This window comes from Marinobacter salexigens (genome assembly GCF_018860765.1).
Taxonomy (GTDB): domain Bacteria; phylum Pseudomonadota; class Gammaproteobacteria; order Pseudomonadales; family Oleiphilaceae; genus Marinobacter; species Marinobacter salexigens_A.
In genome coordinates, this window is sequence record NZ_JAHKPV010000019.1 from 461,756 (window position 1) to 487,100 (window position 25,345).

A 25,345-nucleotide genomic window follows, 5' to 3' on the forward strand; every position below is an offset into this window, starting at 1 on the left:
TCAATCCGGCACCACTACAAATAAATACAAAAGAAGGAATATAACTATGGAATTCGGTATCTGTTTTAAAGGTTTCGTCAGCCCAGATCGCGCGCGCAGCTTGGTCATACAGGCAGAGGCAGCCGGCTTCGACTATTGCTGGTTTTATGACTCACACATTTTGTGGCGCGAGTGCTATCCAGCTATTGCTATGTGTATGGAGCACACGACCAAAATGCGCTTTGCTCCCTGCGTAACTAACCCCAATGCCCGTGACTGGTCGTTGGCGGCAAGCCTTTTCGCCAGTCTCGCCAAACAGAGTGGTGGTCGCTTCGACATAGGGCTTGGTCGCGGCGATAGCTCAGTAAGGGTTATGGGTAAAAAGCCGGCATCACTGGCCCGAGTAGCAGAGTTCACTCAGAAGGTCAAAGCGATGGTACGCGGTGAAGAGGTAATGTATGGAGACTGCCCGGAGCCTGTGAAATTCCCGTGGTCTGATGGCTACGAGCTGCCCGTGCACATCGGTGCGTATGGTCCCAAGGCCCTGAAAACTGCAGGCGAAGTTGGGGATGGCGTTATCTTGCAGATCGGCGACCCTTACATCGTGGAGTGGCTTGGCAACCAGGCTCGCACTGCTGGTGAGGAAACTGGACGCAACATGGACGATTACAAGGTAATCGTTGCCGCTCCTGCGTACTTTGGCGACAAAGACAGCTGCATTGAAGCCACCAAGTGGTTTCCCGCCATGGTTGGTAACCATGTGGCAGATATCGTTGAAAAATATGGTACAGACAGCGGTATGGTACCCAAAAGCCTTACAGACTATATAGAAAAACGTAAAGGCTATGATTACTCCAAGCATGGCCAAAGCGACAACCCTTATCTGGATTTCATAACACCAGAGATTGTCGATAGCTTTTGTGTACTGGGTCAGCCTGAAGACCATATCAAAAAGCTTCAGCATCTTCAGGAGGCTGGTATGACTCATTTCAACATCTATCTGGATAACGGAGATGAGGAAAACATAATCGCGCAGTATGGCGAGCATGTGATTCCACGCTTCCAGAAATAACCCAGGTAGCCGGTGGCAATGCCACCGGTTCCTCCCCCCCCCGTTGTATAGCAAGACTAAGCCACATTGTGGCTTGGCAAGGGATTCTGACGACTTTTTTAAAGCAAACTGAAGTCAAACAACGTATCGCGAGGCAGAGCATGAAAGACATTCGTATCAACAAGCAGCGCTTATGGGACACTTTGATGGAGATGGGCGAGATAGGCGGCACCGAAAAGGGTGGATCCTGTCGGTTAGCGCTTACCGACCTGGACAAGCAGGGCCGTGATCTTTTCGTTCGCTGGTGCGAAGAAGCAGGTTGCACCATCACCGTCGATAAAATGGGCAACATTTTTGCTCGCAGAGCAGGCGAAGATAACTCCTTGCCGCCAGTTGTAATGGGCAGCCACCTGGATACCCAGCCCACAGGTGGCAAATTTGACGGGGTGTACGGCGTACTGGCCGGCTTGGAAGTTATTCGCACCCTCAACGATAACGATATCAAAACTCGCGCGCCAGTCGAGGCCTCTGTCTGGACAAACGAGGAAGGTTCGCGCTTCCCACCGGCAATGGTTTCCTCCGGCGTGTTTGCGGGCGAATTCGACCTTGAGTATGGCCTGAGCCGGGCTGACCTTGACGGCAAAACCATGGGTGAAGAACTAAAACGCATTGGCTATGCCGGAGACGCCGACGTTGGCGGGCGGTCATTCAAAGCCTTCTTTGAAGCCCATATTGAACAGGGCCCGATTCTTGAAGACGAAGACAAAAAAATCGGCGTGGTGACAGATGCCCAAGGGCAGCGCTGGTACGAGCTCACCCTGACCGGTCAGGAATCCCATGCTGGCCCTACGCCTATGCCCATTCGTCGTGATGCATTGGTAGGCGCTGCACGCATCATCGATATGGTGAATCGCATTGGAATGGATAACCAGCCGAACGCCTGCGCCACCGTAGGTCTTCTGCAAGTGTTCCCAAACTCGCGCAACGTTATCCCGGGCGAAGTGTTCTTTACTGTGGATATTCGCCACCCAAATGACAAGATTCTGGAACAGATGGACCAGGCCCTACGTGAAGGTGCTGAGCGCATTGCTGAAGACGCTCGGCTGGAAATGGAGTTCAAGCAGATCTGGCACTCCCCGCCCGTTCCTTTTAACAAGGACTGTGTTGACTCTGTAAGAAGAGCTACGGAAGAGCTGGGGTTCAGTCATCGCGACATGGTCAGTGGTGCAGGTCATGATGCCTGCTATATCTCCCGGGTTGCCCCTACATCCATGATCTTCGTACCTTGCGAAGACGGTATCAGCCATAACGAGGCCGAACGCGCAGACCCGGATGACCTGGCCGCTGGGTGCGATGTTCTGTTCAGAGCTGTAGTTCAGCACGCCAACGATTAATTACAGGTTCGAACAGACCCCGGAGAATAACAATGAAAATATCAGTCATGCGAGAGCGCCATCCGAGTGGAGGTCGGGTGGCGCTCACACCCGCAAACGTTTCAGCTTTGAAAAAACTCGGTTGCCAGATCTTTGTTGAGACTGGCGCCGGTGATGCAGCCAGTTTCAGCAACGACAACTATCAGGAAGCGGGTGCCGAGATTCTTGAATCCCGCGCACAACTTCTGGAAAAGGGTGAGATCATTCTATGCGTAGACGCCTCCCGTGAGGAGGCGCTGGCCGACCTAAAGGCTTGCCACATATGTATAGGCTTGATGGATCCCCTTAGTAACTGTGATCGTTTCAGTAACCTCGCGAAGCGCGGCATCACAACAATTTCACTTGAATTGGTGCCACGTATCAGCCGAGCTCAGAGCATGGATGCACTCTCATCCATTGCGACTCTGGCTGGCTATAAGGCCGTTTTGATGGCCGCCTCTCATGCCCCCCGTATCTTTCCAATGATGATGACAGCCGCCGGTACCCTAAGCCCCTCCCGCGTATTCATTATGGGTGCCGGAGTAGCCGGTTTGCAGGCAGCCGCTACTGCCAAGCGATTGGGTGCTGTAGTGGAAGCCTATGATATCCGACCAGCTGCACGAGAGCAGATCCTCTCCGTAGGTGCAAAGCCTGTCGAGTTGGATCTGGACACCTCGTCAGCAGAAGGACAAGGAGGCTACGCCAGCAAGCAGGATGAAGATTTCCTCAAGCGCCAACGTGAACAGATGAGTACGGTGCTGGCACAACAGGATGTTGTTATCACTACGGCGGCCATACCTGGCGCGAAAGCCCCGATACTGATCACGGAAGAAATGGTGAAAGGCATGAAACCAGGGGCAGTGATCGTAGATCTGGCTGCCGAACGGGGCGGCAACTGCGAACTAAGCAAGGCTGGCGAAACCGTGACCGCCTATGGCGTTACTATTCTGGGCCCCATCGACATTGCAGCGTCCCTACCTAACCATGCCAGCCAAATGTTTGGACGCAATGTTGAGAGTTTGCTTGAGCACCTTCTCGATGAAGAGGGGCGGCTGACGCTGGATTTCGAAGATGAAATTCTGGATCAGACCGTCATTACACACGAGGGCGAAGTTCGTGCGACCCGCATTCGTGAACGCTTGACTCCCTTAATTCAGCCACAAGAGGCCATAGCGTAATGGACATCTTAATTATGCAGATATCACTCTTTGTGCTGGCGGTCATTCTGGGGATCGAATTGATCACCAAGGTACCCGCAACCCTACACACACCATTGATGTCTGGCAGTAATGCCATTTCAGGCATCACTCTGGTAGGCGCACTTCTCGCGGCTGGCTCGGGCGATGCCAACAGTTTATGGGTGTCGACTCTCGGCATGGTCGCAGTAGCACTGGCTACCATCAACGTGGTGGGTGGATTTCTGGTCACCAACCGTATGCTGCAAATGTTCAGCAGAAGGAGGTAAACCATGAGCCTTTCATTTGTTAATCTGTTTTATCTACTCTCGGCAGTGTTATTCATCGGTGGCATCAAAAGCCTGACACATCCACGAACCGCCGTACGCGGCAACTTGATGGCGGCTGTAGGGATGTTAGTGGCCGTTGTGGTCACACTGTTGGATCAGTCCATCCTGTCCTATGCATGGATTCTTGCCGGCGCCCTGATCGGGTCGGTTGTTGGCGTACTCATGGCCACCCGAATCCAGATGACTGCCATGCCACAGATGGTTGCCCTGCTTAACGGTTTCGGTGGTGGCGCATCCCTCGCTGTTGCGGTTGCCAGTTTTCTCGCTATCAATGGACCAGTTGCAGCCTCTGGTGTCATTGGCATGCTTGCGGTTGGCCTTACCGTTCTGATCGGCGCTATCACCTTGACAGGTAGCGCGGTGGCTTTCGGCAAGCTCCAGGAGTTGTTGCCGGGAAGAGCCATCGGATTCAAAGGCATTACTTTATTCAATGGCGTGATGATGGTTGTAGCCTTGTCTATCATCGCTGCCCTGACCGCGGGCCAAGGTGGCACGGGCTTGCTGCTGCTATTGATAACCATAGCTTTGGTACTCGGTGTAACTCTGGTGATTCCCATCGGCGGCGCCGATATGCCCGTGGTTATTGCGCTGCTCAACTCCTACTCAGGTATCGCTGCGGCAGCTGCGGGTTTCATAATGGGCAATACGGTACTCATTGTGTCGGGCGCTCTGGTAGGAGCCTCGGGCATCATACTTACCCGCATCATGTGTGTGGCCATGAATCGCTCCCTCACTGGGGTTCTATTCGGGTCTATCTCTGAGGAAGGCGGCGAGCAAATGGACGCAGATGAAGTCTATGCCGGGAAAGTAAAGTCGTCCTCACCCGAGGAGATAAGCATGTTGCTTGAGACGGCGCAGCGCGTTGTGATTGTTCCCGGCTTTGGCCTGGCCATGGCGCAGGCGCAACATGCCGTTCGCGATCTGGCTGACACCCTTGAACGCCGTGGCACAGAGGTAATTTACGGACTGCACCCCGTTGCTGGCCGCATGCCTGGACATATGAATGTGCTGCTTGCTGAAGCGGAAGTCGACTATGACAAGATGCAGACAATGGAACAGGTTAACCCGCACTTTGCGCAAACGGATGTAGTGATTGTTATCGGCGCCAACGATGTCACCAACCCTATGGCACGTGAAGACAAAGGAAGCCCGATCTACGGCATGCCAATTCTGAATGTTGATCAGGCACGCACCGTGGTAGTGGTCAAGCGCAGCCTGAGCCCCGGCTTCGCCGGGTTGCCCAATCCACTCTTTGCAAACAGTAATACGCTCATGCTGTTTGGCGACGGAAAACAAATGGTCCTGGAGCTAGCGGGTGCGCTCAACGAAGCCACACCACGTCAGGCTGCCTGATCAGGACCGGGGCCATCATCAAAGAGTAATTTTTAATAACAGATACGGGTCAAGAGTTATTATTGACCCGTATCTTCCATTCACAGCCTATCAATCGCTATCTAAGCCAGCGTTTGTTTAGTTTGGTCATAATCTTTTGCATAGATTACCTTATAAGCCGGTACGTAAATCACCACTGCGGTGATAATTGCGTTGAGCGGTGCAATACTAAACACACCGTCGCTCGGTGACATAACTGACACACCTATAGCCAAACCCCAAGCCAGCATCGCTGCCCAGTTGATCTCTTTAAATTTATGCGTCTTCGGTGACGGGTACTCCGTTTTACAGCGCAGATAAAAGTCGCCAATGATGACGCCTCCAATAGGCGGCAAGGAAACACTGAGGAAGACTAGCCAACCGACGAAGTTATTGTAAAGGAACTCCGACAAAACAGTGCCAACAACGCCAGCTGCCAACACCAAATGAACTCGTTTGAGCCCAGTAATATTGCGCAATCCAAGACTTGACGCATATAGGGCGTTATCGTTGGTTGTCCAGATATTCAGCACCAACAATGCAATACCGGCACCTAGCAAGCCTTGTGCGGCCAACACCTCCGAGATGTCCGACAGCCCGGTAGCCGTAGCGCCAACCGCTCCGAAGATAAACATCAGGCTATTTCCAAAGGTAAAACCGATAATAGTCGCCCAAACACCAACCCGTTTAGTTTTGGCAAAACGGACAAAATCAGGGGTTAAGGTGGCACCACTGATAAAAGAACCTACCGCCAATGAAATACCTACAGCAAAGGTTATCGTTTCTACTGGCTGCACTTGCACCAGCGTACTCAGGCCTCCATCAGTATCGGTGATCGCCTTGGTTACCGACGTAACACCCAGAATCAAGATGGCGGGCACCGCAACAATGCTCAACCATTCAATCGCTTTAAATCCGACCATCACGGTATAAGTCATGACGATACCGCCGCCGATTATCAATGGCAGGTTATCGATGCCTAAAAACTTATTGATCGGGTAAGCGAACATGGCAACGCCAACACCAAACCAGCCGATTTGAGTCAGCGCCAGCATGAACGATGGCAACTTCGACCCAAACACACCAAAGGCATAGCGTGACAGAACATGGGTCGAGAGGCTTGTTTTTGCAGCTGCATAGCCGAGCAATGAGCCGTAGACTCCCAAAATCACGTTACCACCAAGAATTACAAGAAACAGGTCGGGCCATAGTTGGAGACCCTGACCCAGCGTGCCGCCAGTCCACATACTGGCGGCAAAGAAGGTAAAGCCCAGCATGACTGCAGACATACCAACCAAGCCACGCCTTGCGTTTTCAGGTACCGGGGTAAGTGCATAATCATCGTGCGCGTCGGCATAATTTTCATCATCATTGCGTTGGGACATATTCAGTTCCTTATTGTTGTTAAGCAATGCAATAACTTTTGGTTTATCAAGTTGGGCTAGCTGCGCTCTACAGCAATATTGCCAACCCAGATCAGTGATTCATTCAGGTATCAGCCTTTTTCTCTTTTCGGTCTTATAGTTAAAGCTTGTGATTAAAATAAATTGCGGCTGAAATTGACGGGGTCACTGTGCTCTCCAATCAGCAGCGAAGTAGTCGCAGGTTCTGTCGTGGCAACCACTTCGCCACGACGGATGACAAACAGTCGTTCAGGCCGCAACCGTATAGCTTCGACAGCACTTGATGCTTGGAGAATAACGATATCCGCATTACAACCTGGCTCCAGCCCATAGCCATCCAGCTGCAATGTTTTTGCACCATTGCTAGTGATCGCTTGGAAGCACTGGTTCATCTGCTCAACACCGGTCATCTGCCCGACATGAAGCCCCATATGAGCCACATCGAGCATGTCGTGTGAGCCAAGGCTGTACCAAGGATCCATCACGCAATCGTGACCGAACGCGACATTCATTCCAGCTTCCATCAGTTCTTTAACACGAGTCATCCCCCTGCGCATGGGATAGCTATCATGGCGCCCTTGCAGAGTGATATTTATAAGTGGATTTGCTACCACATTTAGGTCAGCTTCGCGCATCAATGGAATCAAGTTGCTGACATAATAATTATCCATCGAATGCATAGATGTCAGATGTGAACCGCACACTCTGCCATGCAACCCCAACCGATTAGTTTCAAAGGCAAGGGTTTCCACATGGCGCGACATTGGATCATCACTTTCATCGCAGTGCATGTCGACCAAGAGGCCTCTGTTTGCAGCAAGTTCACAAAGCATCTTGATTGACTTCGACCCTTCGCTTTTGGTGCGCTCGAAATGAGGAATTCCACCAATTACATCAAGTCCCTTGTCGAGCGCGCGCTGCATGTTGTTCAATGAACCTCGGTAGCGCAGATAACCATCTTGTGGAAATGCGACAAGTTGCAGGTCGATGTAGGGCTTCATCTGCTGGCGAACGTCCAGCAGCGCCTCTACCGCTAGTAACCGATCATCACAAATATCGACATGACTACGTATAGCCAAGGTTCCGCGAGCGATTGCCCAGCGGCACATTTCCAACGCACGCTGTTTGATGGCGTCTACTGTTAACTGAGGCTTCAACTCACTCCAGATCTCAATACCCTCAAGAAGCGTGCCGCTCTGGTTAAGGCGAGGCTGTCCCAGGCTAAGAGCGCTATCCATATGAAAGTGGCTATCAACAAATGGGGGAGAAGCCAGATGTCCACGACCATCGATTTCCTTTAAAGCCTGCCCTTGGATCTGGGTCGAAACCTCGACAATTTTTCCTCCTTTAATCGCAATATCAAAGCCCTTACGGCCATCTGGTAAATTCACATTACGCACGAGCATATCTAGCATTTTTTAATTCCTTAGAAATCAAGTCAGCAAGAAAGTCAGATAATAAAATCCGTTAACGCAGGATAAAAACCATAGCAATAATATAATCTTAGGCATGAATATAATTGACGAAAAATCATCAACCACCAAAGACTAGAAAATAGCTTTATGAAATATTACTAATTGATATATCGGAAGGGGATACTAATTAATAATGTAAGAAACCTTTACTTTCTTAGCATTAAAAAGATAAATAGATGGCAAAAAAGGTGGTTTTTTTATAAAAAAATTGCTTTTAGAAAGGGGGTCTGAAAATGGGACCGTAAGTTCGGCAGGAGATATATGCACTTTTATAAAATATACAATAACAGATAAGCAATAACGCGCATAAACAGGACGTGAAACACTGCAGCAAAAAATATGCGGAAGTTTTTTATTGGCAGATAGGCTACTCATTGAACCCATTCTCTCAACAACCTATTTATTGACACCAACCTTAAAAATCGACGCTTATAATCCTTTTAATAGATATAAAACGCTAGTACAACAATAAAAGTACTACCATTCCAACCAATGGTCAACACTATTTTCCAGTCAATTTGACTTTATATTAAAATACACATTTCATCTTTTCTTAAGGAACAAGTCCCATGCCCTTGAGTAGAACATGAATTAGGAAATCACCAGCTTGAACAAAATCGTCTTCATCAAGCTGATCCTTGCCAAGAGCTAAGCTGATCTGCGCTGAAAAGTCCGCATAGGTCTGGGTCGTTGCCCATATGGTAAAAAAAAGATGCTTTGGTTCAACCTGATCCATGAGGCCCTGATCGATCCAGCTGTTGACAAGAGCTACGTCCGCTTCCAACTGTGGAAGCAAATCATTCTCTATGTAGCCCTGAAGGTGTCCCGCACCACTGATAACTTCACTAGCAAAAACCTTAGAGCCGTGGGGGCGGGTGTAGGATAGTGCCAGTTTTCCGCGTATATAGTTCTCAATCATCACCGCCGGCGTATCCCCTGCCTGCTCAATCAGGGCCATTTTCTCAATCCAAATGCCGAGAATATCTTTGAGTACGCGCTGATAAAGACTTTCTTTGGAGGGAAAGTAGTAAAGCATATTCTGCTTCGAAAGCCCGGCACGGTCGGCGATGGCTTCGATAGACCCACCACTGAACCCCTGTTCAGCAAAAACCTCTTCGGCCGATGCCAAAATCCTCTGCTCTATTGCTTCACGGTTTACTGAGCGCCGGCGTGGCTTTCGAGCAACATCAGAATTATTCATTCAGTATTCCTATGACCATATAAGATTTTAATCTTTCGTTGTACACGGCCATCTTTATAGCCCCGGATCAACGTACCTGCTCGTGATGCCCATCGCTATCAGAAAGCAATCTTCGAAAAACATCAAAGCGGGCAAGCGTATTATCAACAATTGGCTTCGGCAAGTATCGCTACGGAAGACGCATTTCAAAATTGCCACGAGAACGTGAATTTTCTGAACACTATTACGGATGGATCGTCAGTACAGACCACTGCCTTCTACAGGCGGGCCATTATAACGAAAGAGTGAAGGAGAAACAGAAGAATTGAGCCAGCGAAAGAAGTGCGTAGGCAAGATCTCATGGAAATTAGAACTTTTTGATGAGTAGGACCCCAATAAAAAGAAGAGCCACACCTAATGCTCGCAATGGAGTGATTGACTGCTGGTTAAAACCAAGAAAGCCATAATGGTCAAGTAGCGTCGACCCCAGCATTTGTCCGGTTACCACCAGTGCCAATAGCGTAGCTGCACCCAATTTTGGTGCGAAAACCACCATTACAGTAACGTAAAAGGCACCCAGAAAACCGCCCGACCAGGTCCAGATGGGTAGCGAAGCAAGCTGCTGCCAATTGGGCACTGTAATTCTCATAAAAAATGCTGTCACTAATAGCACCAGAGTACCAATTCCGAAGGAGGCGGCAGCTGCCCACAAAGGGTGCGAAGGTCGAGCCAAGCCGGCATTTATGCCGGCTTGGATAGGCAGCATCGCTCCCGCTGCCATAACTGTAAAAAAATAGAACCACATATACGACTGCCCTCAAATCGCCGGCGACTTTAGTATACCGCCGGCATGCCAGTTAGCGCTCCACTGCTTCAGGTTTATTAACTTCAGACTGGCGGGCTGCTGCTTCCAAGAAAGGCGCAAAAGTCTCCCGGTGCACATAACGTCCCGCACCTCGTTCCGCGCGCAATTCACCGTTGCACCACACAATTTTTCCGCGGCTCACAGTATGTGACGGGACGCCCTTCACTGTCCGCCCTTCAAATATATTGAAGTCGACGTTCATATGATGCGTCTCAGCCGAAATCGTGCGGGTCGCTTCGGGATCCCAAACAACAATATCGGCATCAGCACCTACCGATATACTGCCCTTCTGAGGGTACATATTGAACAGCTTTGCTGTATTAGTTGAGGTTACCGCGACAAACTCATTCATGGTCAGACGGCCTTTATTCACGCCGTCATCCCAAAGAATCGCCAAACGGTCCTCGATCCCCGCCGTGCCATTAGGTATTTGAGTGAAATCATCACGGCCCGCCGCTTTTTGTTCCTTACAGAAGCAACAGTGGTCGGTAGCAGTAGTGTGTAGATTTCCACCCTGCAACCCTTGCCATAGGGCCTCTTGGTGCTCCTTGGAACGGAACGGCGGGCTCATAACGTGGCCTGCGGCGAAATCAAAATCCTTGCTGCGGTATACACTTTCATCAATAGTAAGATGACCCGCCAAAACTTCACCATAAACTCGCTGACCTGATGCTCTGGCACGGGTAATTGCCTCCAGCGAATCCTTACAAGAAACATGCACTATATAGACGGGCGTATTCATTGCCTTGGCCACCTGAACCACTCGGTTAGCAGCCTCTCCTTCTACCAGGGGAGGACGAGACAATGGGTGAGCCTCTGGACCGGTTATTCCCTTTTCCAGCATTTCTTGTTGGAGCTGATAGACCAGTTCGCCGTTCTCAGCGTGCACAGTGGGCATTGCCCCCAGCTCTACGCAACGGCGGAAGCTCTTAACCAGAGTTTCATCATCCGCCATGATGGCATTTTTATATGCCATGAAGTGCTTGAAGCTGTTAACACCGTGCTCACGGGCAAGAGTTCCCATATCTTCACGAACTGAATCGTCCCACCAGGTAATCGCAACATGGAAGGTGTAGTCTGCGGCAGATTTTTCTGCCCAGTCCCGCCACTGCTCATAGGCCTCCATAAGCCTTTGCCCCGGTTTCGGAATCACAAAGTCGATAATAGTGGTTGTGCCACCTGCGAGCCCTGCGGCGGTACCCGTATAAAAATCATCACTTGCAACTGTACCCATAAAAGGGAACTGCATGTGGGTATGTGGGTCGATTCCACCAGGCATTATGTACTGTCCACTGGCGTCGACCACCTCAGTTGAGGCCGGGATATTCAGATTCTCACCTATAGCAGCAATTTTTCCACCCTCACAGTAAACATCTGCGCGGAATGTATGGTCAGCCGTAACGACCGTGCCATTTTTAATCAAGATGGACATAAAACTCTCCTTTCATGACTTAGCGTTGTTGTTCGGTTCTAACCAGCTTCGGGTTGTGCCATTGCTGCTACCGGATGGCTGATGCGCATGAGCACAAAATAAATGCCAGCGCCCAAGGCGACGCCTACAAACCAGGCATAGTTGTAGATGGTGGTGAAAAAATCAGGAACACTCTCAATGGCTCCTGCGGCCGCCAGAAATCCGGGCAGGTTAGGAAGAATCGCTACGACAAGCGCGATAAAGGCATTCGTATTCCAGCCGTTGCCGTAGCTGTAAACCCCGTTATTTTTGAATAGATCTGCGTGGGAAAGTTCTGTTTTTCGAAGCAACAGGTAATCAGCGAGCATAATGCCAGCCAGCGGGCCCAATAGAGCGGAGTAGCCTATCAACCAGATGAAAATATATGCACCCGTGGATTCCAGAAGTTTCCAAGGCATGATAGCGATGCCCAACCCTGCGGTGATGAAGCCACCCATCCGGAATGAGATTAAGCGTGGACTAAGGTTTGCAAAGCCATTCGCCGGGGCAACCACGTTAGCCGCTATATTCGTTGTAACCGTGGCAACCAGCAGCGCCAGCAATGCTATAATCACCGCGAAACCACCCATGCGCTCAGTAATAGCAATGGGATCCCACAGCGCCTCGCCATAAATAACCACCGTTGCAGAAGCTACTCCTACAGCGATGAAGGCAAGTAGCGCCATGGGAATAGGCAACCCAACTGCCTGACCAATAAACTGGTGGCGCTGATTTTTTGCGAATCGGGTGAAGTCAGGAATATTCAGGGCCAGAGTGGCCCAAAAGCCAACCATGGCTGTTAAACCAGGCCAAAATGCCTGCCAGAATTCGCCCTCACGAGCGCCGCCCTTCACGAACTCTGACGGGGTTGACAGCATTGAGCCAAAACCGCCTGCCTTAACAACCGCCCATGCCAGCAGACCAACGGACATAGCAATCAGGAAAGGAGCGGCATAGGTTTCCAGTACTCGGATAGACTCGGTTCCACGAGCAATGAAATAGATATGCATCCCCCAGCAAACCAGAAACGATAGAAACTGTGCGAGGTCGATACCCAGCCCCGGGATGGGTTCTCCCACTAAGGCCTGATCCGTCACAATATTCAGAATCACGTAGATAGCGGAGCCACCCACCCACGTTTGTATGCCGAACCACCCGCAGCCGACAACACCCCGCAACATAGACGCCAATTTGGCCCCTGATGTGCCAAACGATGATCGAAGCAGTACAGGAAAAGGGATACCATGCTTGGCGCCCGCATGCCCCAATAACAGCATGGGAATCAACACAATAAGGTTGCCAATAAATACTGTCATCACAGCCTGCCACCAGGACATTCCCTCCGGAACCAGACTGGCTGCCAGCATGTAAGCAGGAACGCAAACCACCATGGCAACCCATAGCGCGGCGATATTCTGCCAACCCCAGGTTCGCTCTTGGGGCTCTACGGGGGCGAGGTCATCATTCCAGAGATTGGGGCAATATCCGGTCGGCATGCCCGCCTGTTTTTTTTCTGACAAATTATTTGTTGTATGGCTCATGATTCAACTCATCTATTGTAATTGTGATACCTGAGACTCAGAACATCTCAGGGAGCTTCTCTTTTTTATAAAGCCTTATTGTGTAGTTAGTTTCTCGTATGAATCGGGGCGACGGTCACGGAAAAACTGCCACCCTTTGCGTACCTCACGAATCATGTCCAGATCAATCTCATGAACCAATAGTTCATCCTGATCTTCGCTCGCTTGAGCTTCAATTTGACCAAGTGGGTTGACGATGTAACTAGCGCCGTAGAACTCCCCCATTCGATCGTCCCAAGGGGCTTCTTTTCCGACACGATTTATCGCGGCGATAAACACGCCATTGGCTGCAGCGGAAGCTGGCTGCTCAAGCTCCCACAGATAGCGACTTTTCCCCTTGACGGTTGCTGAAGGATTAACAATGTATTCAGCGCCATTCAGCGCCAAAGCGCGCCAACCTTCGGGAAAATGACGGTCATAGCAAATGTATACACCGAGCTTGCAATAAGCGGTATCAAACACGGGATAGCCGCTATTGCCAGGTTTGAAGTAGAGTTTCTCCCAGAATCCGGGCGCCGTATCGGGGATGTGATTTTTTCGATATTTTCCGAGATAGCTGCCATCTGCATCGATCACCGCTGCTGTGTTGTAAAAAACGCCCGTAATATCCTCTTCAAATATCGGAACAACGATAACCATTTGATGTTTTTTTGCATACTCTTGCATCAATCGAGTGGTATACCCATCCGGAATACGCTCAGCGGCGTCGTACCATCTGGTGTCCTGACTCGCACAGAAGTAGGGCTGGGTAAACACTTCTTGAAAACAGAGCACTTGAACGCCTTGCTTACCAGCTTCGTCGATCAATGGTAGATGAGCAGATATCATCTCATCCCGGATCTGGTCAGGGCTCATCGAGGTATCACCTTTCAGTCCCATCTGAATCAAGCCGCACTTAACTTTCGCCATAGCTTTCACCTCTTTTTATTGTCAGGTAGTGTCAAAAGCCTTCGGTTTTCTTCAGCACTTCTGAATAAAAACCCCAAAGGCATACCACGCGGACTGAAATTACAAGCGCAATTTCAATCAAGTATTTTCGACGCACGCCGGAATGTTTTTGAAAGCCTAGATATGTCGTCATAGCCTTCTCCATGCCAGGCGACCTTCTCGTATCCCTCTGAAAATATTAGATTTAAATTATTAATTCAGAAGAAAATAGAATGTTATTTTTTTTACCTGTTGGTAAAGGTAGGAGCCGTTCTAGGGATAGTCAAGGGGAATTTTTTACAAAAGGAAAAATTTAGGTGCAGCCAGCACGTACCGTGCCGCCCCAGAGAGGACGGATAAATAAATCTTTAAAATCATAACGTTAGATCATTAAAGCCAAACTTTTAATTTTCACTATTCCTGCGTGAGCCTTCCATAAAGGAACCAACTAAGTTTCTGATTTAGATTAATTAAAGTTATTACTAAGTAAGGCAAACTATTGGCCGTTCACGCGATCCAGCTCTTCAAGATAACTTTCCAATACTAGGTTGGGCGGCGCACCTTTCCGAGTAATAGCACTATAACGAGTCATGTATTGGCATGTATCAGGCATCAAAGCCCGCATGTTGCCATCGCGCACCCAATGGTAGGCATAGTGGGTGGGCAGGTAGCCAATGTAGGAGCCTGATAAAATCAGAAAGGCTATTCCTTCGCGATCGGTTGAAGAAGCCAGTCCATTAAGCGGCTCCATAATTGCCTTAATCTCAGGTGCCTGAGCATAAGCAGGCATGACAGCATCGTGTTTAGTTAATTCTTCAAGACTCGTCAGCCCCGTCTCAAACAGCGGATGAGCAATGCCGCAGTACAGATAGGATACTTCTTCGTAAAGTGGGCGGTAGTGCAATCCCGGCAGCGTTTTCAGGGTTGGTACCACGCCGGTATGCAGGCGCCCATCCAACACTCCCAACTCGATATCGCTGGGTGGAATCATACGGATATTGATCTTTACTTCCGGGCCACGCTGTTTCAGCCTGCTAAGTGCACTGGTTATGTGCATTTCGGGTATGGTTACAAGGTTGTCAGTAATACCAATATTCAACTCGCCTTTCAGTCTCGCATGCAAACTGTTCACCCGAGTGCGAAACCCCTCAACTGACGCCAATAGCTGAAGAGTTGCCTGATACACTTCGGCACCTTCGTCGGTCAGCGAAAAGCCGCTGCGCCCCCGATGGCAAAGCCGGAGTGAGAGCCGTGTTTCCAAGTCGCTCATCGCCATGCTAATAGCTGCGCGGCTGATGTTCGCCTCAACTTCTGCTGCTGAGAAGCCGCCGCACTCAACTACCATTCGATAGATCCTGAGCAACCTCAGATCGGTATCACTTACCTGTCCGGATATCGCCTTATTGCGACGCTTCATACCACTTCCCCTTGGTGTCTTCTGAAGAATGCGGCCTATAGTTAACCAAATGCTTACACAAAAATAAATACATCGATATTTAACTTACCAACAAGCTGTCCCATGGTGTGAGTAAGAAAAAAACTAAACAACAACCCAAAGGTAGGGGGCTGCATGAATAATTTCGCGATTCAATCTGGAGCTGACGGCGAGAACGAATTGGCCAAGGATCAATTTTCCGGGCTAAGCCGTGAGCAAATGGATGCATTCTGGATGCCGTACTCAGGCAACCGGCAATTCAAACGTGATCCGCGTTTAATCACTAGCGCGAAGGGACACTATTTCACTGACGCCAGCGGACGTCAGATCCTAGATGGCCTTTCAGGCCTGTGGACTTGTGGCGCAGGCCACGGCAGGCCAGAAATCGCAGAAGCGGTAAGTCGGCAACTGCGGGAACTGGACTACGCCCCTTCTTTCCAGCTGGGTCACCCCAAGGCATTCGAACTGGCACACCGCCTGCGCGAGCTCATGCCCGAGGGTCTAGATAATGTATTTTTCACCGGGTCAGGATCAGAAAGCGCAGATACGTCACTGAAAATTGCCCGTGCCTATTGGCGGAAAAAAGGCAAACCAACCAAGACCAAACTTATAGGCCGCGCCAAAGGCTACCACGGCGTCAACTACGGCGGCGTCAGTGTGGGCGGCATTGGCGCAAACCGTGTCTTGTTTGGCCAGGGCTTAGATGCAGACCACCTACCTCATACTCTTTTGAAAGAGAACGCCTTCACCCGAGGCATGCCGGAGCAAGGTGCTGAGCGCGCTGAAGATCTGCTAGAACTTATTGCCTTGCACGATGCATCAAACATTGCTGCTGTCATTGTGGAACCATTGGCGGGTTCTGCCGGTGTGCTTCCACCTCCCAAAGGTTACCTGAAGCGATTGCGGGAAATCTGCGACCAGCATGACATCTTGCTCATTTTTGACGAAGTCATCACTGGTTTCGGACGTATGGGCTCCATGACTGGCGCTGAAGAGTTCGGCGTAATACCCGACATGATGAATATCGCAAAGCAGCTGACCAACGGCACTGTGCCTATGGGGGCTGTGATAGTGCAGAAAGAAATCTACCAAACGTTCATGGAGCATGGCGGACATGACTACATGATGGAGCTACCCCATGGTTATACATATTCAGGTCACCCAGTAGCTTGCGCGGCGGCGATGGCTGCCCTGGATATTCTGGAGAAGGACAAGCTGATAGATCAGGTACGCGCAATCAGCCCGAAGTTTGAAAATGCTTTGCATGAGCTCAAAGGTACTCGTTACATCAGTGACATTCGCAACTATGGATTGGCAGGTGCTCTCCAGATAGAAAGCTACCCTGGTGAACCGGCGCGTCGCCCATTCGAGATTGCTATGAAGTGTTGGCAGAAAGGATTCTATGTGCGCTACGGCGGCGACACCATCCAGCTTGGCCTGCCCTTCACCATCACTGAGCCCGAGCTTGATCGAATCATCAACACCATCGGCGATGCCATAAACGAAATCGAATGACGTTATACACACTCTTAACAGGACACAAACAATGAATACTATTGGACACTTGATTAACAGCAAAGTCGTAACGACCAGCGATCGCATTCAAGATGTTTATAATCCTTCCACCGGCGAGGTAGCAGGCAAGCTTAGTCTGGCATCAAAAGCGACTGTAGAAGAGGCAGTTGCTGCAGCACAAGCAGCATACCCTGCCTGGAGAAACACACCGCCTTCCAAGCGTGCCAGCATTATGTTCCGATTCAAAGAACTCTTGGAGCAGCATGCCAGCGAAATCTGCAGGCTTGTAGGGCAGGAGCACGGGAAGATTGTTCATGACGCAATGGGCGAACTGAGACGCGGCATTGAAAACGTAGAATACGCTTGCGGAGCACCGGAGTTACTTAAAGGCGATTACAGTAAAAACGCAGGGCCCAATATCGACTCGTGGAGTGATTTCCAACCGTTGGGCGTTGTTGCAGGCATCACGCCTTTTAACTTCCCGGTCATGGTACCGCTATGGATGTACCCTATGGCAATAGTCTGCGGCAATACATTCGTACTCAAGCCTTCAGAGCGCGACCCATCGTCGGTGCTGTTCATTGCTGAACTGCTACACGAAGCAGGTTTGCCCGCTGGCGTTTTGAACGTTGTTAACGGAGACAAAGAGGCCGTTGACACGCTGCTGGATGATGACCGCGTTGAGGCCGTCAGCTTTGTCGGATCAACCCCTATTGCTGAGTACATATACTCTCGTGCCAGTGCAAACGGTAAACGCTGTCAGGCACTGGGCGGCGCCAAAAACCACGCGATCGTTATGCCAGATGCAGATCTGGATAATGCGATTAGTGCTTTGACTGGTGCCGCTTTTGGCTCCTCCGGCGAACGTTGCATGGCGCTTTCGGTTGTTGTCGCTGTGGGCGATGAAATGGCGGACGCCCTTGTCAGCAAAATGAAAGAGCAGATGGGAAGTCTTAAAGTGGGCCCCTTCTCCGATGCCAAGAATGATTTTGGACCAGTGATCACGAAAGCACATCAGGAGAAAGTGTGCGGGTATATCAGCAGTGCAGAAAAAGAAGGCGCTACTGTAGTGGTTGATGGCCGCAGTGTTGCTGTATCTGGCCACGAGAATGGATTTTATGTTGGGGGCACATTAATAGACCGCGTAACCCCGGACATGACTTGCTACCTTGAGGAAATCTTTGGCCCTGTGCTGCTGGTAATGCGTGTCAATTCCATGGAAGAGGCAATGCAGCTGATTAATGACCACGAATACGGCAACGGCACGTGCATTTTCACTCGCGATGGCGAGGCCGCCCGTTATTTCAGTGACAACATATTGGTAGGCATGGTTGGCATCAACGTTCCACTGCCAGTTCCAGTTTCTTACCATAGCTTTGGTGGCTGGAAACGTTCTTTGTTTGGAGATCTTGGCGCCTACGGCCCGGATTCAGTCCGCTTCTATACACGGCGTAAAACGATCACCCAACGCTGGCCATCTGCAGGAGTTCGTGAGGGGACTCAGTTTTCCTTCCCTTCCTGACACAAATATAGATTGAGGGCGGCTTTTAGTAGTCGCCCTCAATCTATTCTGACCGGTACTCGTCAGCACTTATTCATCAAACGGGTGACGCAAGGTAATGGTTTCAACCCGATCCGGGCCGGTAGAGATGATATCGATGGGCGCCTCAATCTGTTCTTCTAGAAACTTGATGTAGGCTCTGGCGTTTTCTGGCAATTGCTCCAGTTTTGTCAGCCCGAACGTGCTTTCGCTCCAACCCGGCAATTCAACGTATACCGGCTCAATGTCCGTGTAGCTGTCACAACCGATCGGTGGACGAGTCATTTCGCCGTTAGGTGTTTTATACCCCACGCACACTTTAACGGTTTCCAGACCATCGAGAACATCCAGTTTGGTCAAGCAAATACCGGATACACTATTGATCTCTATAGCATGATGTACGGCCACCGCATCAAACCAGCCACATCGGCGGGAGCGACCCGTCGTAGTACCAATCTCATTACCTTTGACAGCTAGATGCTGGCCCATATCATCAAAGAGTTCTGTCGGGAAAGGTCCCGCGCCTACACGGGTGGTGTAAGCCTTGGTGATACCCAACACGTAATCCAGATACAAAGGGCCAAAGCCCGAGCCTGTGGCCGTACCACCCGCTGTCGTATTGGAAGATGTCACGAACGGATAAGTACCTAGATCTATATCCAGCAAGGAGCCCTGAGCGCCTTCGAACATGATATCCTGGCCGCGCTTGCGATAGCCGTGCAGCAAATCTGTTACATCTGCAGCCATGGGCAGGATTTCTTTGCCCATCTGCATCAATTCGTCCAGAGCCGCATCTATATCCTCGGCTTCTTCCTTGAAGTACTCTGTCAGCACAAAGTTATGATAAGTCATCAGTTCCCGCAGCTTCTCCTCGAAACCAGCTGGGTTGTGCAGATCGCCAATGCGAACACCGCGACGCGACACCTTATCTTCATAAGCAGGGCCTATACCCCGCCCCGTGGTGCCAATTTTGTCATTACCCTTTGCACGCTCCCGGGCCTGATCAATACGCACGTGGGTGCGCAGGATAATCGGACATGCCAAGCTAATACGAAGCCGGTCACGAACGTCTATGCCCGATGCTTCAAGCCCGCGGACCTCTTTCAGCAATGCTTCCGGTGATACCACCACACCGTTACCAATGAGGCATTCAACGTTCTGCCGGAGAATACCGGAGGGAATCAGATGCAAAGCCGTTTTCTTGCCATCGATAACAAGGGTATGGCCCGCGTTATGGCCGCCTTGAAAACGAACAACTGCTGCAACTTTTTCAGTTAACAGGTCAACGATCTTACCCTTGCCTTCGTCACCCCATTGGGTGCCTAGCACAACAACGTTTTTACCCATGATTCTCTCTCATTGCGCACACTGCTTTGGGTGCGTCTTGCAAATTTGGCACATGTACCTTTATGAGTTCAATGCGGTTCACTGGCGTTAATCCAGCACTAATCCAGAGTCTGGACTACCCATTGACCACCCTGTTTCACCAGCTGTCGGTCGCACCCTCGAGTAGAGGGGTTTACGCCGTTATCTTCCGGCAATGCCCGAATAACGATGTCTGACTTTCGCAATTCTGCAATAGCCCGCTCCAAGTCCGCATCACTCTGAGCAGGCGCCCACACGGCCTTACGGCTTTTGATCTCGCGCTCACCTAGCGTTACCAGTGCGCGTATATCAAGACTGAAGCCAGTGGCCGGACGTGCCCGTCCGAAATCGCTGCCAATGGCATCGTAACGGCCGCCCTTGCCAATGGCATCACCATGACCCGGTACATAGGCTGCAAACACCAGCCCCGTATGGTAGTTGTAGCCGCGCAACTCGCAGAAATCGAACCCGAAACTGACTTCCGGGAAATCCCTTTCGAGCATTTCTGCCACACGGCCCAGTTGATCCAGTGCCGCACTCAAGGTATCGGAGGCCCCACTTAAAATTTTACGTGCTTCAGTCAGTACTTCGGCACCCCCGCTAACACGAGCGAGTTCACGCAAACGAGCGCCAGCAGAACCATCCGGACAGTCACCTAAAAGCCGATCAAGTTCAGGAACCGACTTACGTGCCATAGCGTCGAAGATCGCGGCACTTGTGTTGCGATCGAATTCCGCCTCGCCAATCAGGCTTTCATAGATAGCCACATGGGCCAGATCCAGATGCACACGGGGCAAGCCAGCGACACGAAGTGCCTCAAGCATCAAGCTGATAACTTCAAGGTCTGCAGATTCAGAAGCGCTGCCAAACAGCTCACAGCCAGCCTGAATAGGCGTGCGGCTGGCAAGCATGTGTTTGGGGCGGGTATGCAGTACATGACCGGCATAACACAAACGGGTGATCCCTTCCTGCCCCAGAGTGTGGGCATCGATGCGCGCAGCTTGTGGTGTCATGTCTGCCCGAACACCCATCATGCGCCCTGTCAGCTGATCGGTCAGCTTGAAGGTTTGCAACTCCAGATCGTGCCCGGTTCCGGTGAAAAGGGATTCGAGGTATTCAATAAGCGGTGGGATTACCAGTTGGTAGCCCCAACGCTGGCAGGTATCCATTACATCCCGGCGCAGGGATTCTATCTGTCCGGCCAGTGGCGGCAAGATATCCTCCACCCCGTCCGGCAGTAACCAGCGATCAGATACTGTCATGAGATTCCGTTGTCCATCCAGCGCACCCCACTATTTATCGTAGTTGGAGCTAGCCGGTTTTTAGGGTGACGCTCGGGGCAGAAAAACCCGAACCAAAACCTGAGGGATTTTACACTGTTGGCAGACACAAAAAAACCGGAATACCTGAGCATTCCGGTTTTTCGCTATGCAAGGCGGGTTTTAATTTCCGCCCTGAGAATCCTTAAGGAATCTCATAAAGTCACTTTCGGCGTCAATAACCATCAAATCATCTTTACCCGAAAAGGTATTCCGGTAAGCCTGCAGGCTACGATAGAAACTGTAGAACTCCGGGTTGGAGCCGTATGCATCTGCGTAGATTCGGGCGGCTTCGCCGTCACCTTCACCACGCGTAGTTTCCGAAGATGCAAACGCTTCTGCCAAAGTAACCGTTTTCTGGCGGTCAGCATCCGCACGAATACCTTCTGCAAGCTCCTTACCGCGCGAACGGAATTCCTGAGCCAGCTTCTCACGCTCTGTCGCCATGCGGCGATAAACGTTATCACTGACCTGTCCCGGGAACTCAATGGCCTTAACCCGGATATCTTTTATGTCGATACCGAATTCCTTAACGGAGGTTTCGTTAACCCGGTCGCGCAGGTTGTGCATAAGCTCATCGCGCTGACCCGAAACGACTTCGTGCATGGTACGGATACCAAACTCGTCCCGCAGGCCGTTGTCTACTCGAGATAACAGCAGCGACTGGGCACGGAACTCATCTCCGCCGGTCGCCCGGTAGAACTGATCCACATCGCGAATTTTCCAAGCGATGTAGGAGGTAACATCAAGCGGCTTCTTTTCAACCGTCAGGTACTGCCTTGAGGGCAGATCCATGGTCAGCACGCGGATATCAAACTCCCGAACCTGGTCAATAACCGGCACCTTGAAGTGAATGCCCGCTTTGATGTCAGTCTCTACCAACTCACCAAATCTCAGCATCACACCGCGATGGGTTTCCGGAATAATAAACACGCTCGAAAGTACCAGCAGGACAACGATAAGAGCGCCTGCAAGACCCACTACACTTTTAGGTCCCATGATTATCTGCTCCTCCGGGTATTAGTGTCCTGTCTGGTTCGCAGCTCCTGAATCACTTGATCCGTTACCGTCTGAATATCCATTTGAGAGGCGCTTCCAGAGGTTTGGCTTCCACTCCGCGACGCTGCGCCTTGAGTGAGGCGATCCAAAGGCAGGTACATCATATTGCCGCTGCTTTCGGTATCCACAAGAATCTTGCTGCTGTTTGAAAGCACCGTTTCCAGTGTCTGCAGGTACATACGCTCACGAGTTACCGTGGGCGCCATCTGGTAAACCGCCAGTAACTCTAGGAAGCGGGCACTTTCACCACGAGCACGCTCGATAACTTCCTGCTTGTAGGCACTCGCCTCTTCAATCATGCGCTGCGCTTGACCGCGTGCTTCAGGAACCACCTTGTTGCGGTAGGTTTCAGCTTCTTCTTTCACGCGCTGCTCGTCCTCACGGGCACGCTGAACCTCACGGAACGCATCCTGTACCGCTGCGGGGGGCTGAGTGCTCTCAACGTTAACCCGAACAATTTCAAGGCCCGTTCCGTATTCCTGAAGGAAGCCCTGCAAACGCTGCTCAACACGTACCGCCAATTCCGCACGACCTTCAGTCAGCACGTCATCAAGGGAAGAGCTACCCACTTCGTGACGGAGCGCACTGTCTGTTGCAAATGCCAATGCCTGATTGGAATCCCGAACGTTCAGCACGTAATCGCGGGCGTCACCAACGCGGTACTGAACCTGTAGATCAACCGTAACTAGATTTTCATCCTGGGTCAGCATCTGACCACTGGACTGAGCGGTTCTCACACTGGTAACCAACACCTTGGTTACATCGTCAATCAGGGGAACCTTGAATCTCAAGCCGGGGTTTTCGGTCTTGGAGTACTCTCCAAACCTAAGCACCACGGCGCGTTCCTGTTCGTTTACTGTGTAAAACGACTGGAAGACGACATAGCCCACAACAAGAATGGCTGCTAACGCCAGTACGGCACCAAAGCTGCCCGCTGAACCGGAGCCGCCACTGCCACCCCCGTCTCCACCCGACTTTTTACCTTTGCCGCCCAACATTTTATTGAGTTTGTCGAGGCCCTTTTTCAGCGCCTCATCAAGGTCTGGTGGTCCCTGATCATTCCCGCGACGACCACCATTTCCCCAGGGGTCATTATCGTTGCGGTTTCCACCCGGTTCATTCCAGGCCATAGTGCTCTCCGTTCCTAACGTATCGAATGGCTGCAAATACTAGGGATTTATCATCGCCCCGGCAATAGTTGCTATGGTTTCAGGCTTGCCCGCTATCCAGGCGCACCGTTTCTTCACTCATATCTGCACGACTCAGTAACTGCAGCCAGTCCCGGTGTTGCAACCGAACTTCAACTACTGTGTCTCCGGTTTCCCGATGTTCTTCACTCAGCACCGAGCCCGCTTCGTGCAAAAGCGCCCGAAGCTTGCCATCAGCAGGCCCAAGCATAACAAAGTGATGGACAACATCTTCAGCTAAGCGCTCAACGATGGCATCGTAAAGACCATCCAAGCCTTCGCCGGTAACTGCAGAGACCCAAGCTCGCACAGGCACGCCATCTTCGTTGCGTTCCACCCGTGGCGCAAAATTGTCCAACAAGTCTATTTTATTGAATACCTGCAACACCGGTATCTCATCGGCACCGATTTCCGCCAAAACGTCTTCAACCTGCTCGATGTTTTCATCGCGTCGACTGTCGTGGCTGTCCACAATATGCAGCAAAATGGTTGCTTCAGTGGTTTCTTCCAAGGTTGCCCGGAACGCTTCAACAAGCTTATGGGGCAAGTGCCTGATGAAGCCTACGGTATCCGCCATTACGACCGGCCCGATGTCTGGAAGTTCCAGCCGTCGGATGGTCGGATCCAGCGTTGCAAACAACTTGTCCGCTGCATATACGGAGGACGTTGTAATTCGGTTGAACAGCGTCGACTTACCAGCGTTGGTGTAGCCGACCAAAGATACTGTTGGTATATCAGCACGTTGACGCGCTCGACGGCCCTGATTGCGCTGTTTGCGCACTTTTTCGAGCCGCTTATGAATAGACTTGATACGCTCGCGCAGAAGCCTGCGGTCTGTTTCGAGCTGAGTTTCACCCGGGCCGCGCAGGCCAATACCGCCTTTCTGCCGCTCGAGGTGAGTCCACCCTCGCACTAACCGTGTAGACATGTGCTCCAACTGGGCCAACTCTACCTGCAACTTGCCCTCGTGCGTGCGGGCACGTTGGGCAAAGATATCCAAAATAACACCGGTACGGTCCAGAACACGGCATTTGAGCTCGCGCTCAATATTCCGTTCCTGGCTTGGGCTCAGGGAATGGTTGAAAAGAACAACATCCGCTTCGTGCAGCGTTACAGCATCGCGGATTTCTTCAAGCTTGCCGTCCCCCACAAACAATCTAGGGCTTGGCTGCTTGCGAGACCCGGTTACCGTTCCAACCGCTTCAACACCGGCAGAGGCTACCAGCTCGCGGAATTCATCCGGATCTTCAGAGCCTTCGTGGGACGAGAAATCGATGTGGACGAGTATCGCTCGCTCACCAACATCAGGGCGTTCAAACAATGGGCATCAACTCCACAACAGTCAGTGCATTAACATTATAAAAACAAACACCCGCGGCCATCAGAACCCAGAGGCTCGTCAGGAACGCGGGTGGCAATACCGGAAACCCGGGCAAATCAGTCTTCAGGCTCATCCTCTCCAGCAGGATTCTGCTGTGGAATGCGAACATTCCGGGCAGGAACAACGGTGGAGATTGCGTGCTTGTAGACCATCTGGCTGACAGTATTTTTCAGCAAAATCACAAATTGGTCAAAAGACTCTACCTGCCCTTGCAGTTTGATGCCGTTAACCAGAAAGATGGATACCGGAATGCGTTCCTTGCGTAAGGCATTGAGGTAAGGGTCTTGTAACGAGTGCCCTTTTGACATGTGTATTCTCCTGTTTTT

At 51.0% G+C, this 25,345-nt stretch carries 22 protein-coding genes; 7 read left to right on the forward strand and 15 right to left on the reverse strand.

Annotated features, from left to right (window positions below; translation table 11 throughout):
* The first annotated feature begins 46 nt into the window (after window positions 1-46).
* The 5 genes from KO508_RS12705 to KO508_RS12725 all read left to right on the forward strand — a co-directional run bounded on the left by KO508_RS12705 (window position 47) and on the right by KO508_RS12725 (window position 5,320).
* Window positions 47-1,051: a TIGR03842 family LLM class F420-dependent oxidoreductase gene (locus tag KO508_RS12705; protein ID WP_216008672.1), complete on the forward strand. Its 1,005-nt coding sequence runs from the start codon at window positions 47-49 to the stop codon at window positions 1,049-1,051.
* A 140-nt stretch (window positions 1,052-1,191) separates the two neighbouring features.
* Window positions 1,192-2,424, forward strand: a complete 1,233-nt coding sequence (locus KO508_RS12710; protein WP_216008673.1) for a Zn-dependent hydrolase — start codon at window positions 1,192-1,194, stop codon at window positions 2,422-2,424.
* A 32-nt stretch (window positions 2,425-2,456) separates the two neighbouring features.
* Window positions 2,457-3,620, forward strand: a complete 1,164-nt coding sequence (locus tag KO508_RS12715; RefSeq protein ID WP_216008674.1) for a Re/Si-specific NAD(P)(+) transhydrogenase subunit alpha — start codon at window positions 2,457-2,459, stop codon at window positions 3,618-3,620.
* Window positions 3,620-3,907, forward strand: a complete 288-nt coding sequence (locus tag KO508_RS12720; RefSeq protein WP_216008675.1) for an NAD(P) transhydrogenase subunit alpha — start codon at window positions 3,620-3,622, stop codon at window positions 3,905-3,907. The genes KO508_RS12715 and KO508_RS12720 overlap by 1 nt, the downstream gene beginning before the upstream one ends.
* 3 nt (window positions 3,908-3,910) lie before the next feature.
* Entirely contained in the window at window positions 3,911-5,320 is a 1,410-nt protein-coding gene (locus KO508_RS12725; protein ID WP_216008676.1) for an NAD(P)(+) transhydrogenase (Re/Si-specific) subunit beta, read from the forward strand.
* 101 nt (window positions 5,321-5,421) lie between these two features.
* Here the strand turns inward: KO508_RS12725 and codB are convergent, their stop codons facing one another.
* From codB to KO508_RS12770, 9 genes are all read right to left on the reverse strand, one after another.
* Window positions 5,422-6,723 (reverse strand): cytosine permease, encoded by a 1,302-nt coding sequence (gene codB / locus KO508_RS12730; protein ID WP_216008677.1) that lies wholly within the window; start codon window positions 6,721-6,723, stop codon window positions 5,422-5,424.
* Window positions 6,724-6,875: 152 nt separating this feature from the next.
* A complete protein-coding gene (locus KO508_RS12735) occupies window positions 6,876-8,156 on the reverse strand; it encodes an amidohydrolase family protein (RefSeq protein ID WP_216008678.1) in 1,281 nt (426 codons plus the stop codon).
* Between the two features lie 613 nt (window positions 8,157-8,769).
* Window positions 8,770-9,417 carry a TetR/AcrR family transcriptional regulator gene (locus tag KO508_RS12740; RefSeq protein ID WP_216008679.1) on the reverse strand — a complete coding sequence of 216 codons (648 nt, stop codon included), beginning with the start codon at window positions 9,415-9,417 and terminating at the stop codon, window positions 8,770-8,772.
* Window positions 9,418-9,763: 346 nt separating this feature from the next.
* A complete protein-coding gene (locus KO508_RS12745; RefSeq protein WP_216008680.1) occupies window positions 9,764-10,201 on the reverse strand; it encodes a DMT family transporter in 438 nt (145 codons plus the stop codon).
* Window positions 10,202-10,253: 52 nt separating this feature from the next.
* Window positions 10,254-11,693: a dihydropyrimidinase gene (gene hydA / locus KO508_RS12750; protein ID WP_216008681.1), complete on the reverse strand. Its 1,440-nt coding sequence runs from the start codon at window positions 11,691-11,693 to the stop codon at window positions 10,254-10,256.
* A 38-nt stretch (window positions 11,694-11,731) separates the two neighbouring features.
* Window positions 11,732-13,252, reverse strand: a complete 1,521-nt coding sequence (locus KO508_RS12755; RefSeq protein ID WP_252738093.1) for an NCS1 family nucleobase:cation symporter-1 — start codon at window positions 13,250-13,252, stop codon at window positions 11,732-11,734.
* Between the two features lie 75 nt (window positions 13,253-13,327).
* The gene (locus KO508_RS12760) at window positions 13,328-14,200 is read right to left on the reverse strand and encodes a nitrilase-related carbon-nitrogen hydrolase (protein ID WP_216008682.1); all 873 of its coding nucleotides are present in this window, start codon (window positions 14,198-14,200) and stop codon (window positions 13,328-13,330) included.
* Between the two features lie 31 nt (window positions 14,201-14,231).
* Entirely contained in the window at window positions 14,232-14,372 is a 141-nt protein-coding gene (locus tag KO508_RS12765) for a hypothetical protein (RefSeq protein ID WP_216008683.1), read from the reverse strand.
* A gap of 342 nt (window positions 14,373-14,714) precedes the next feature.
* On the reverse strand, window positions 14,715-15,635 hold the full coding sequence (locus KO508_RS12770) for a LysR family transcriptional regulator (protein ID WP_216008684.1): 921 nt from the start codon (window positions 15,633-15,635) through the stop codon (window positions 14,715-14,717).
* A gap of 237 nt (window positions 15,636-15,872) precedes the next feature.
* Between KO508_RS12770 and KO508_RS12775 the strand changes: the two genes are divergently transcribed.
* Together KO508_RS12775 and KO508_RS12780 are read left to right on the forward strand one after the other, a co-directional pair.
* Window positions 15,873-17,168, forward strand: a complete 1,296-nt coding sequence (locus tag KO508_RS12775) for an aspartate aminotransferase family protein (protein ID WP_252738130.1) — start codon at window positions 15,873-15,875, stop codon at window positions 17,166-17,168.
* Between the two features lie 31 nt (window positions 17,169-17,199).
* Window positions 17,200-18,690 (forward strand): CoA-acylating methylmalonate-semialdehyde dehydrogenase, encoded by a 1,491-nt coding sequence (locus KO508_RS12780; protein WP_216008686.1) that lies wholly within the window; start codon window positions 17,200-17,202, stop codon window positions 18,688-18,690.
* A 69-nt stretch (window positions 18,691-18,759) separates the two neighbouring features.
* On the opposite strand, the gene KO508_RS12785 is transcribed toward KO508_RS12780, so the two are convergent.
* From KO508_RS12785 to hfq, 6 genes are all read right to left on the reverse strand, one after another.
* The gene (locus tag KO508_RS12785; RefSeq protein ID WP_216008687.1) at window positions 18,760-20,055 is read right to left on the reverse strand and encodes an adenylosuccinate synthase; all 1,296 of its coding nucleotides are present in this window, start codon (window positions 20,053-20,055) and stop codon (window positions 18,760-18,762) included.
* 98 nt (window positions 20,056-20,153) lie between these two features.
* The gene (locus tag KO508_RS12790) at window positions 20,154-21,335 is read right to left on the reverse strand and encodes an ATP phosphoribosyltransferase regulatory subunit (protein ID WP_216008688.1); all 1,182 of its coding nucleotides are present in this window, start codon (window positions 21,333-21,335) and stop codon (window positions 20,154-20,156) included.
* 180 nt (window positions 21,336-21,515) lie between these two features.
* On the reverse strand, window positions 21,516-22,391 hold the full coding sequence (gene hflC, locus KO508_RS12795) for a protease modulator HflC (protein ID WP_216008689.1): 876 nt from the start codon (window positions 22,389-22,391) through the stop codon (window positions 21,516-21,518).
* 2 nt (window positions 22,392-22,393) lie between these two features.
* Window positions 22,394-23,581 carry an FtsH protease activity modulator HflK gene (gene hflK, locus KO508_RS12800; protein ID WP_216008690.1) on the reverse strand — a complete coding sequence of 396 codons (1,188 nt, stop codon included), beginning with the start codon at window positions 23,579-23,581 and terminating at the stop codon, window positions 22,394-22,396.
* A 79-nt stretch (window positions 23,582-23,660) separates the two neighbouring features.
* Entirely contained in the window at window positions 23,661-24,959 is a 1,299-nt protein-coding gene (gene hflX, locus KO508_RS12805; RefSeq protein ID WP_216008691.1) for a ribosome rescue GTPase HflX, read from the reverse strand.
* Between the two features lie 116 nt (window positions 24,960-25,075).
* Window positions 25,076-25,327: an RNA chaperone Hfq gene (hfq, locus tag KO508_RS12810; RefSeq protein WP_071264098.1), complete on the reverse strand. Its 252-nt coding sequence runs from the start codon at window positions 25,325-25,327 to the stop codon at window positions 25,076-25,078.
* Window positions 25,328-25,345: the final 18 nt, after the last annotated feature.

What these genes read in the sequence shown, in the direction of transcription:
- KO508_RS12705 (WP_216008672.1), top strand. Translation starts at nt 47, where the DNA reads ATGGAATTCGGTATCTGTTTTAAAGGTTTCGTCAGCCCAGATCGCGCG.
- KO508_RS12710 (WP_216008673.1), top strand. Translation starts at nt 1,192, where the DNA reads ATGAAAGACATTCGTATCAACAAGCAGCGCTTATGGGACACTTTGATG.
- KO508_RS12715 (WP_216008674.1), top strand. Translation starts at nt 2,457, where the DNA reads ATGAAAATATCAGTCATGCGAGAGCGCCATCCGAGTGGAGGTCGGGTG.
- KO508_RS12720 (WP_216008675.1), top strand. Translation starts at nt 3,620, where the DNA reads ATGGACATCTTAATTATGCAGATATCACTCTTTGTGCTGGCGGTCATT.
- KO508_RS12725 (WP_216008676.1), top strand. Translation starts at nt 3,911, where the DNA reads ATGAGCCTTTCATTTGTTAATCTGTTTTATCTACTCTCGGCAGTGTTA.
- codB (WP_216008677.1), bottom strand. Translation starts at nt 6,723, where the DNA reads ATGTCCCAACGCAATGATGATGAAAATTATGCCGACGCGCACGATGAT.
- KO508_RS12735 (WP_216008678.1), bottom strand. Translation starts at nt 8,156, where the DNA reads ATGCTAGATATGCTCGTGCGTAATGTGAATTTACCAGATGGCCGTAAG.
- KO508_RS12740 (WP_216008679.1), bottom strand. Translation starts at nt 9,417, where the DNA reads ATGAATAATTCTGATGTTGCTCGAAAGCCACGCCGGCGCTCAGTAAAC.
- KO508_RS12745 (WP_216008680.1), bottom strand. Translation starts at nt 10,201, where the DNA reads ATGTGGTTCTATTTTTTTACAGTTATGGCAGCGGGAGCGATGCTGCCT.
- hydA (WP_216008681.1), bottom strand. Translation starts at nt 11,693, where the DNA reads ATGTCCATCTTGATTAAAAATGGCACGGTCGTTACGGCTGACCATACA.
- KO508_RS12755 (WP_252738093.1), bottom strand. Translation starts at nt 13,252, where the DNA reads ATGAGCCATACAACAAATAATTTGTCAGAAAAAAAACAGGCGGGCATG.
- KO508_RS12760 (WP_216008682.1), bottom strand. Translation starts at nt 14,200, where the DNA reads ATGGCGAAAGTTAAGTGCGGCTTGATTCAGATGGGACTGAAAGGTGAT.
- KO508_RS12765 (WP_216008683.1), bottom strand. Translation starts at nt 14,372, where the DNA reads ATGACGACATATCTAGGCTTTCAAAAACATTCCGGCGTGCGTCGAAAA.
- KO508_RS12770 (WP_216008684.1), bottom strand. Translation starts at nt 15,635, where the DNA reads ATGAAGCGTCGCAATAAGGCGATATCCGGACAGGTAAGTGATACCGAT.
- KO508_RS12775 (WP_252738130.1), top strand. Translation starts at nt 15,873, where the DNA reads ATGGATGCATTCTGGATGCCGTACTCAGGCAACCGGCAATTCAAACGT.
- KO508_RS12780 (WP_216008686.1), top strand. Translation starts at nt 17,200, where the DNA reads ATGAATACTATTGGACACTTGATTAACAGCAAAGTCGTAACGACCAGC.
- KO508_RS12785 (WP_216008687.1), bottom strand. Translation starts at nt 20,055, where the DNA reads ATGGGTAAAAACGTTGTTGTGCTAGGCACCCAATGGGGTGACGAAGGC.
- KO508_RS12790 (WP_216008688.1), bottom strand. Translation starts at nt 21,335, where the DNA reads ATGACAGTATCTGATCGCTGGTTACTGCCGGACGGGGTGGAGGATATC.
- hflC (WP_216008689.1), bottom strand. Translation starts at nt 22,391, where the DNA reads ATGGGACCTAAAAGTGTAGTGGGTCTTGCAGGCGCTCTTATCGTTGTC.
- hflK (WP_216008690.1), bottom strand. Translation starts at nt 23,581, where the DNA reads ATGGCCTGGAATGAACCGGGTGGAAACCGCAACGATAATGACCCCTGG.
- hfq (WP_071264098.1), bottom strand. Translation starts at nt 25,327, where the DNA reads ATGTCAAAAGGGCACTCGTTACAAGACCCTTACCTCAATGCCTTACGC.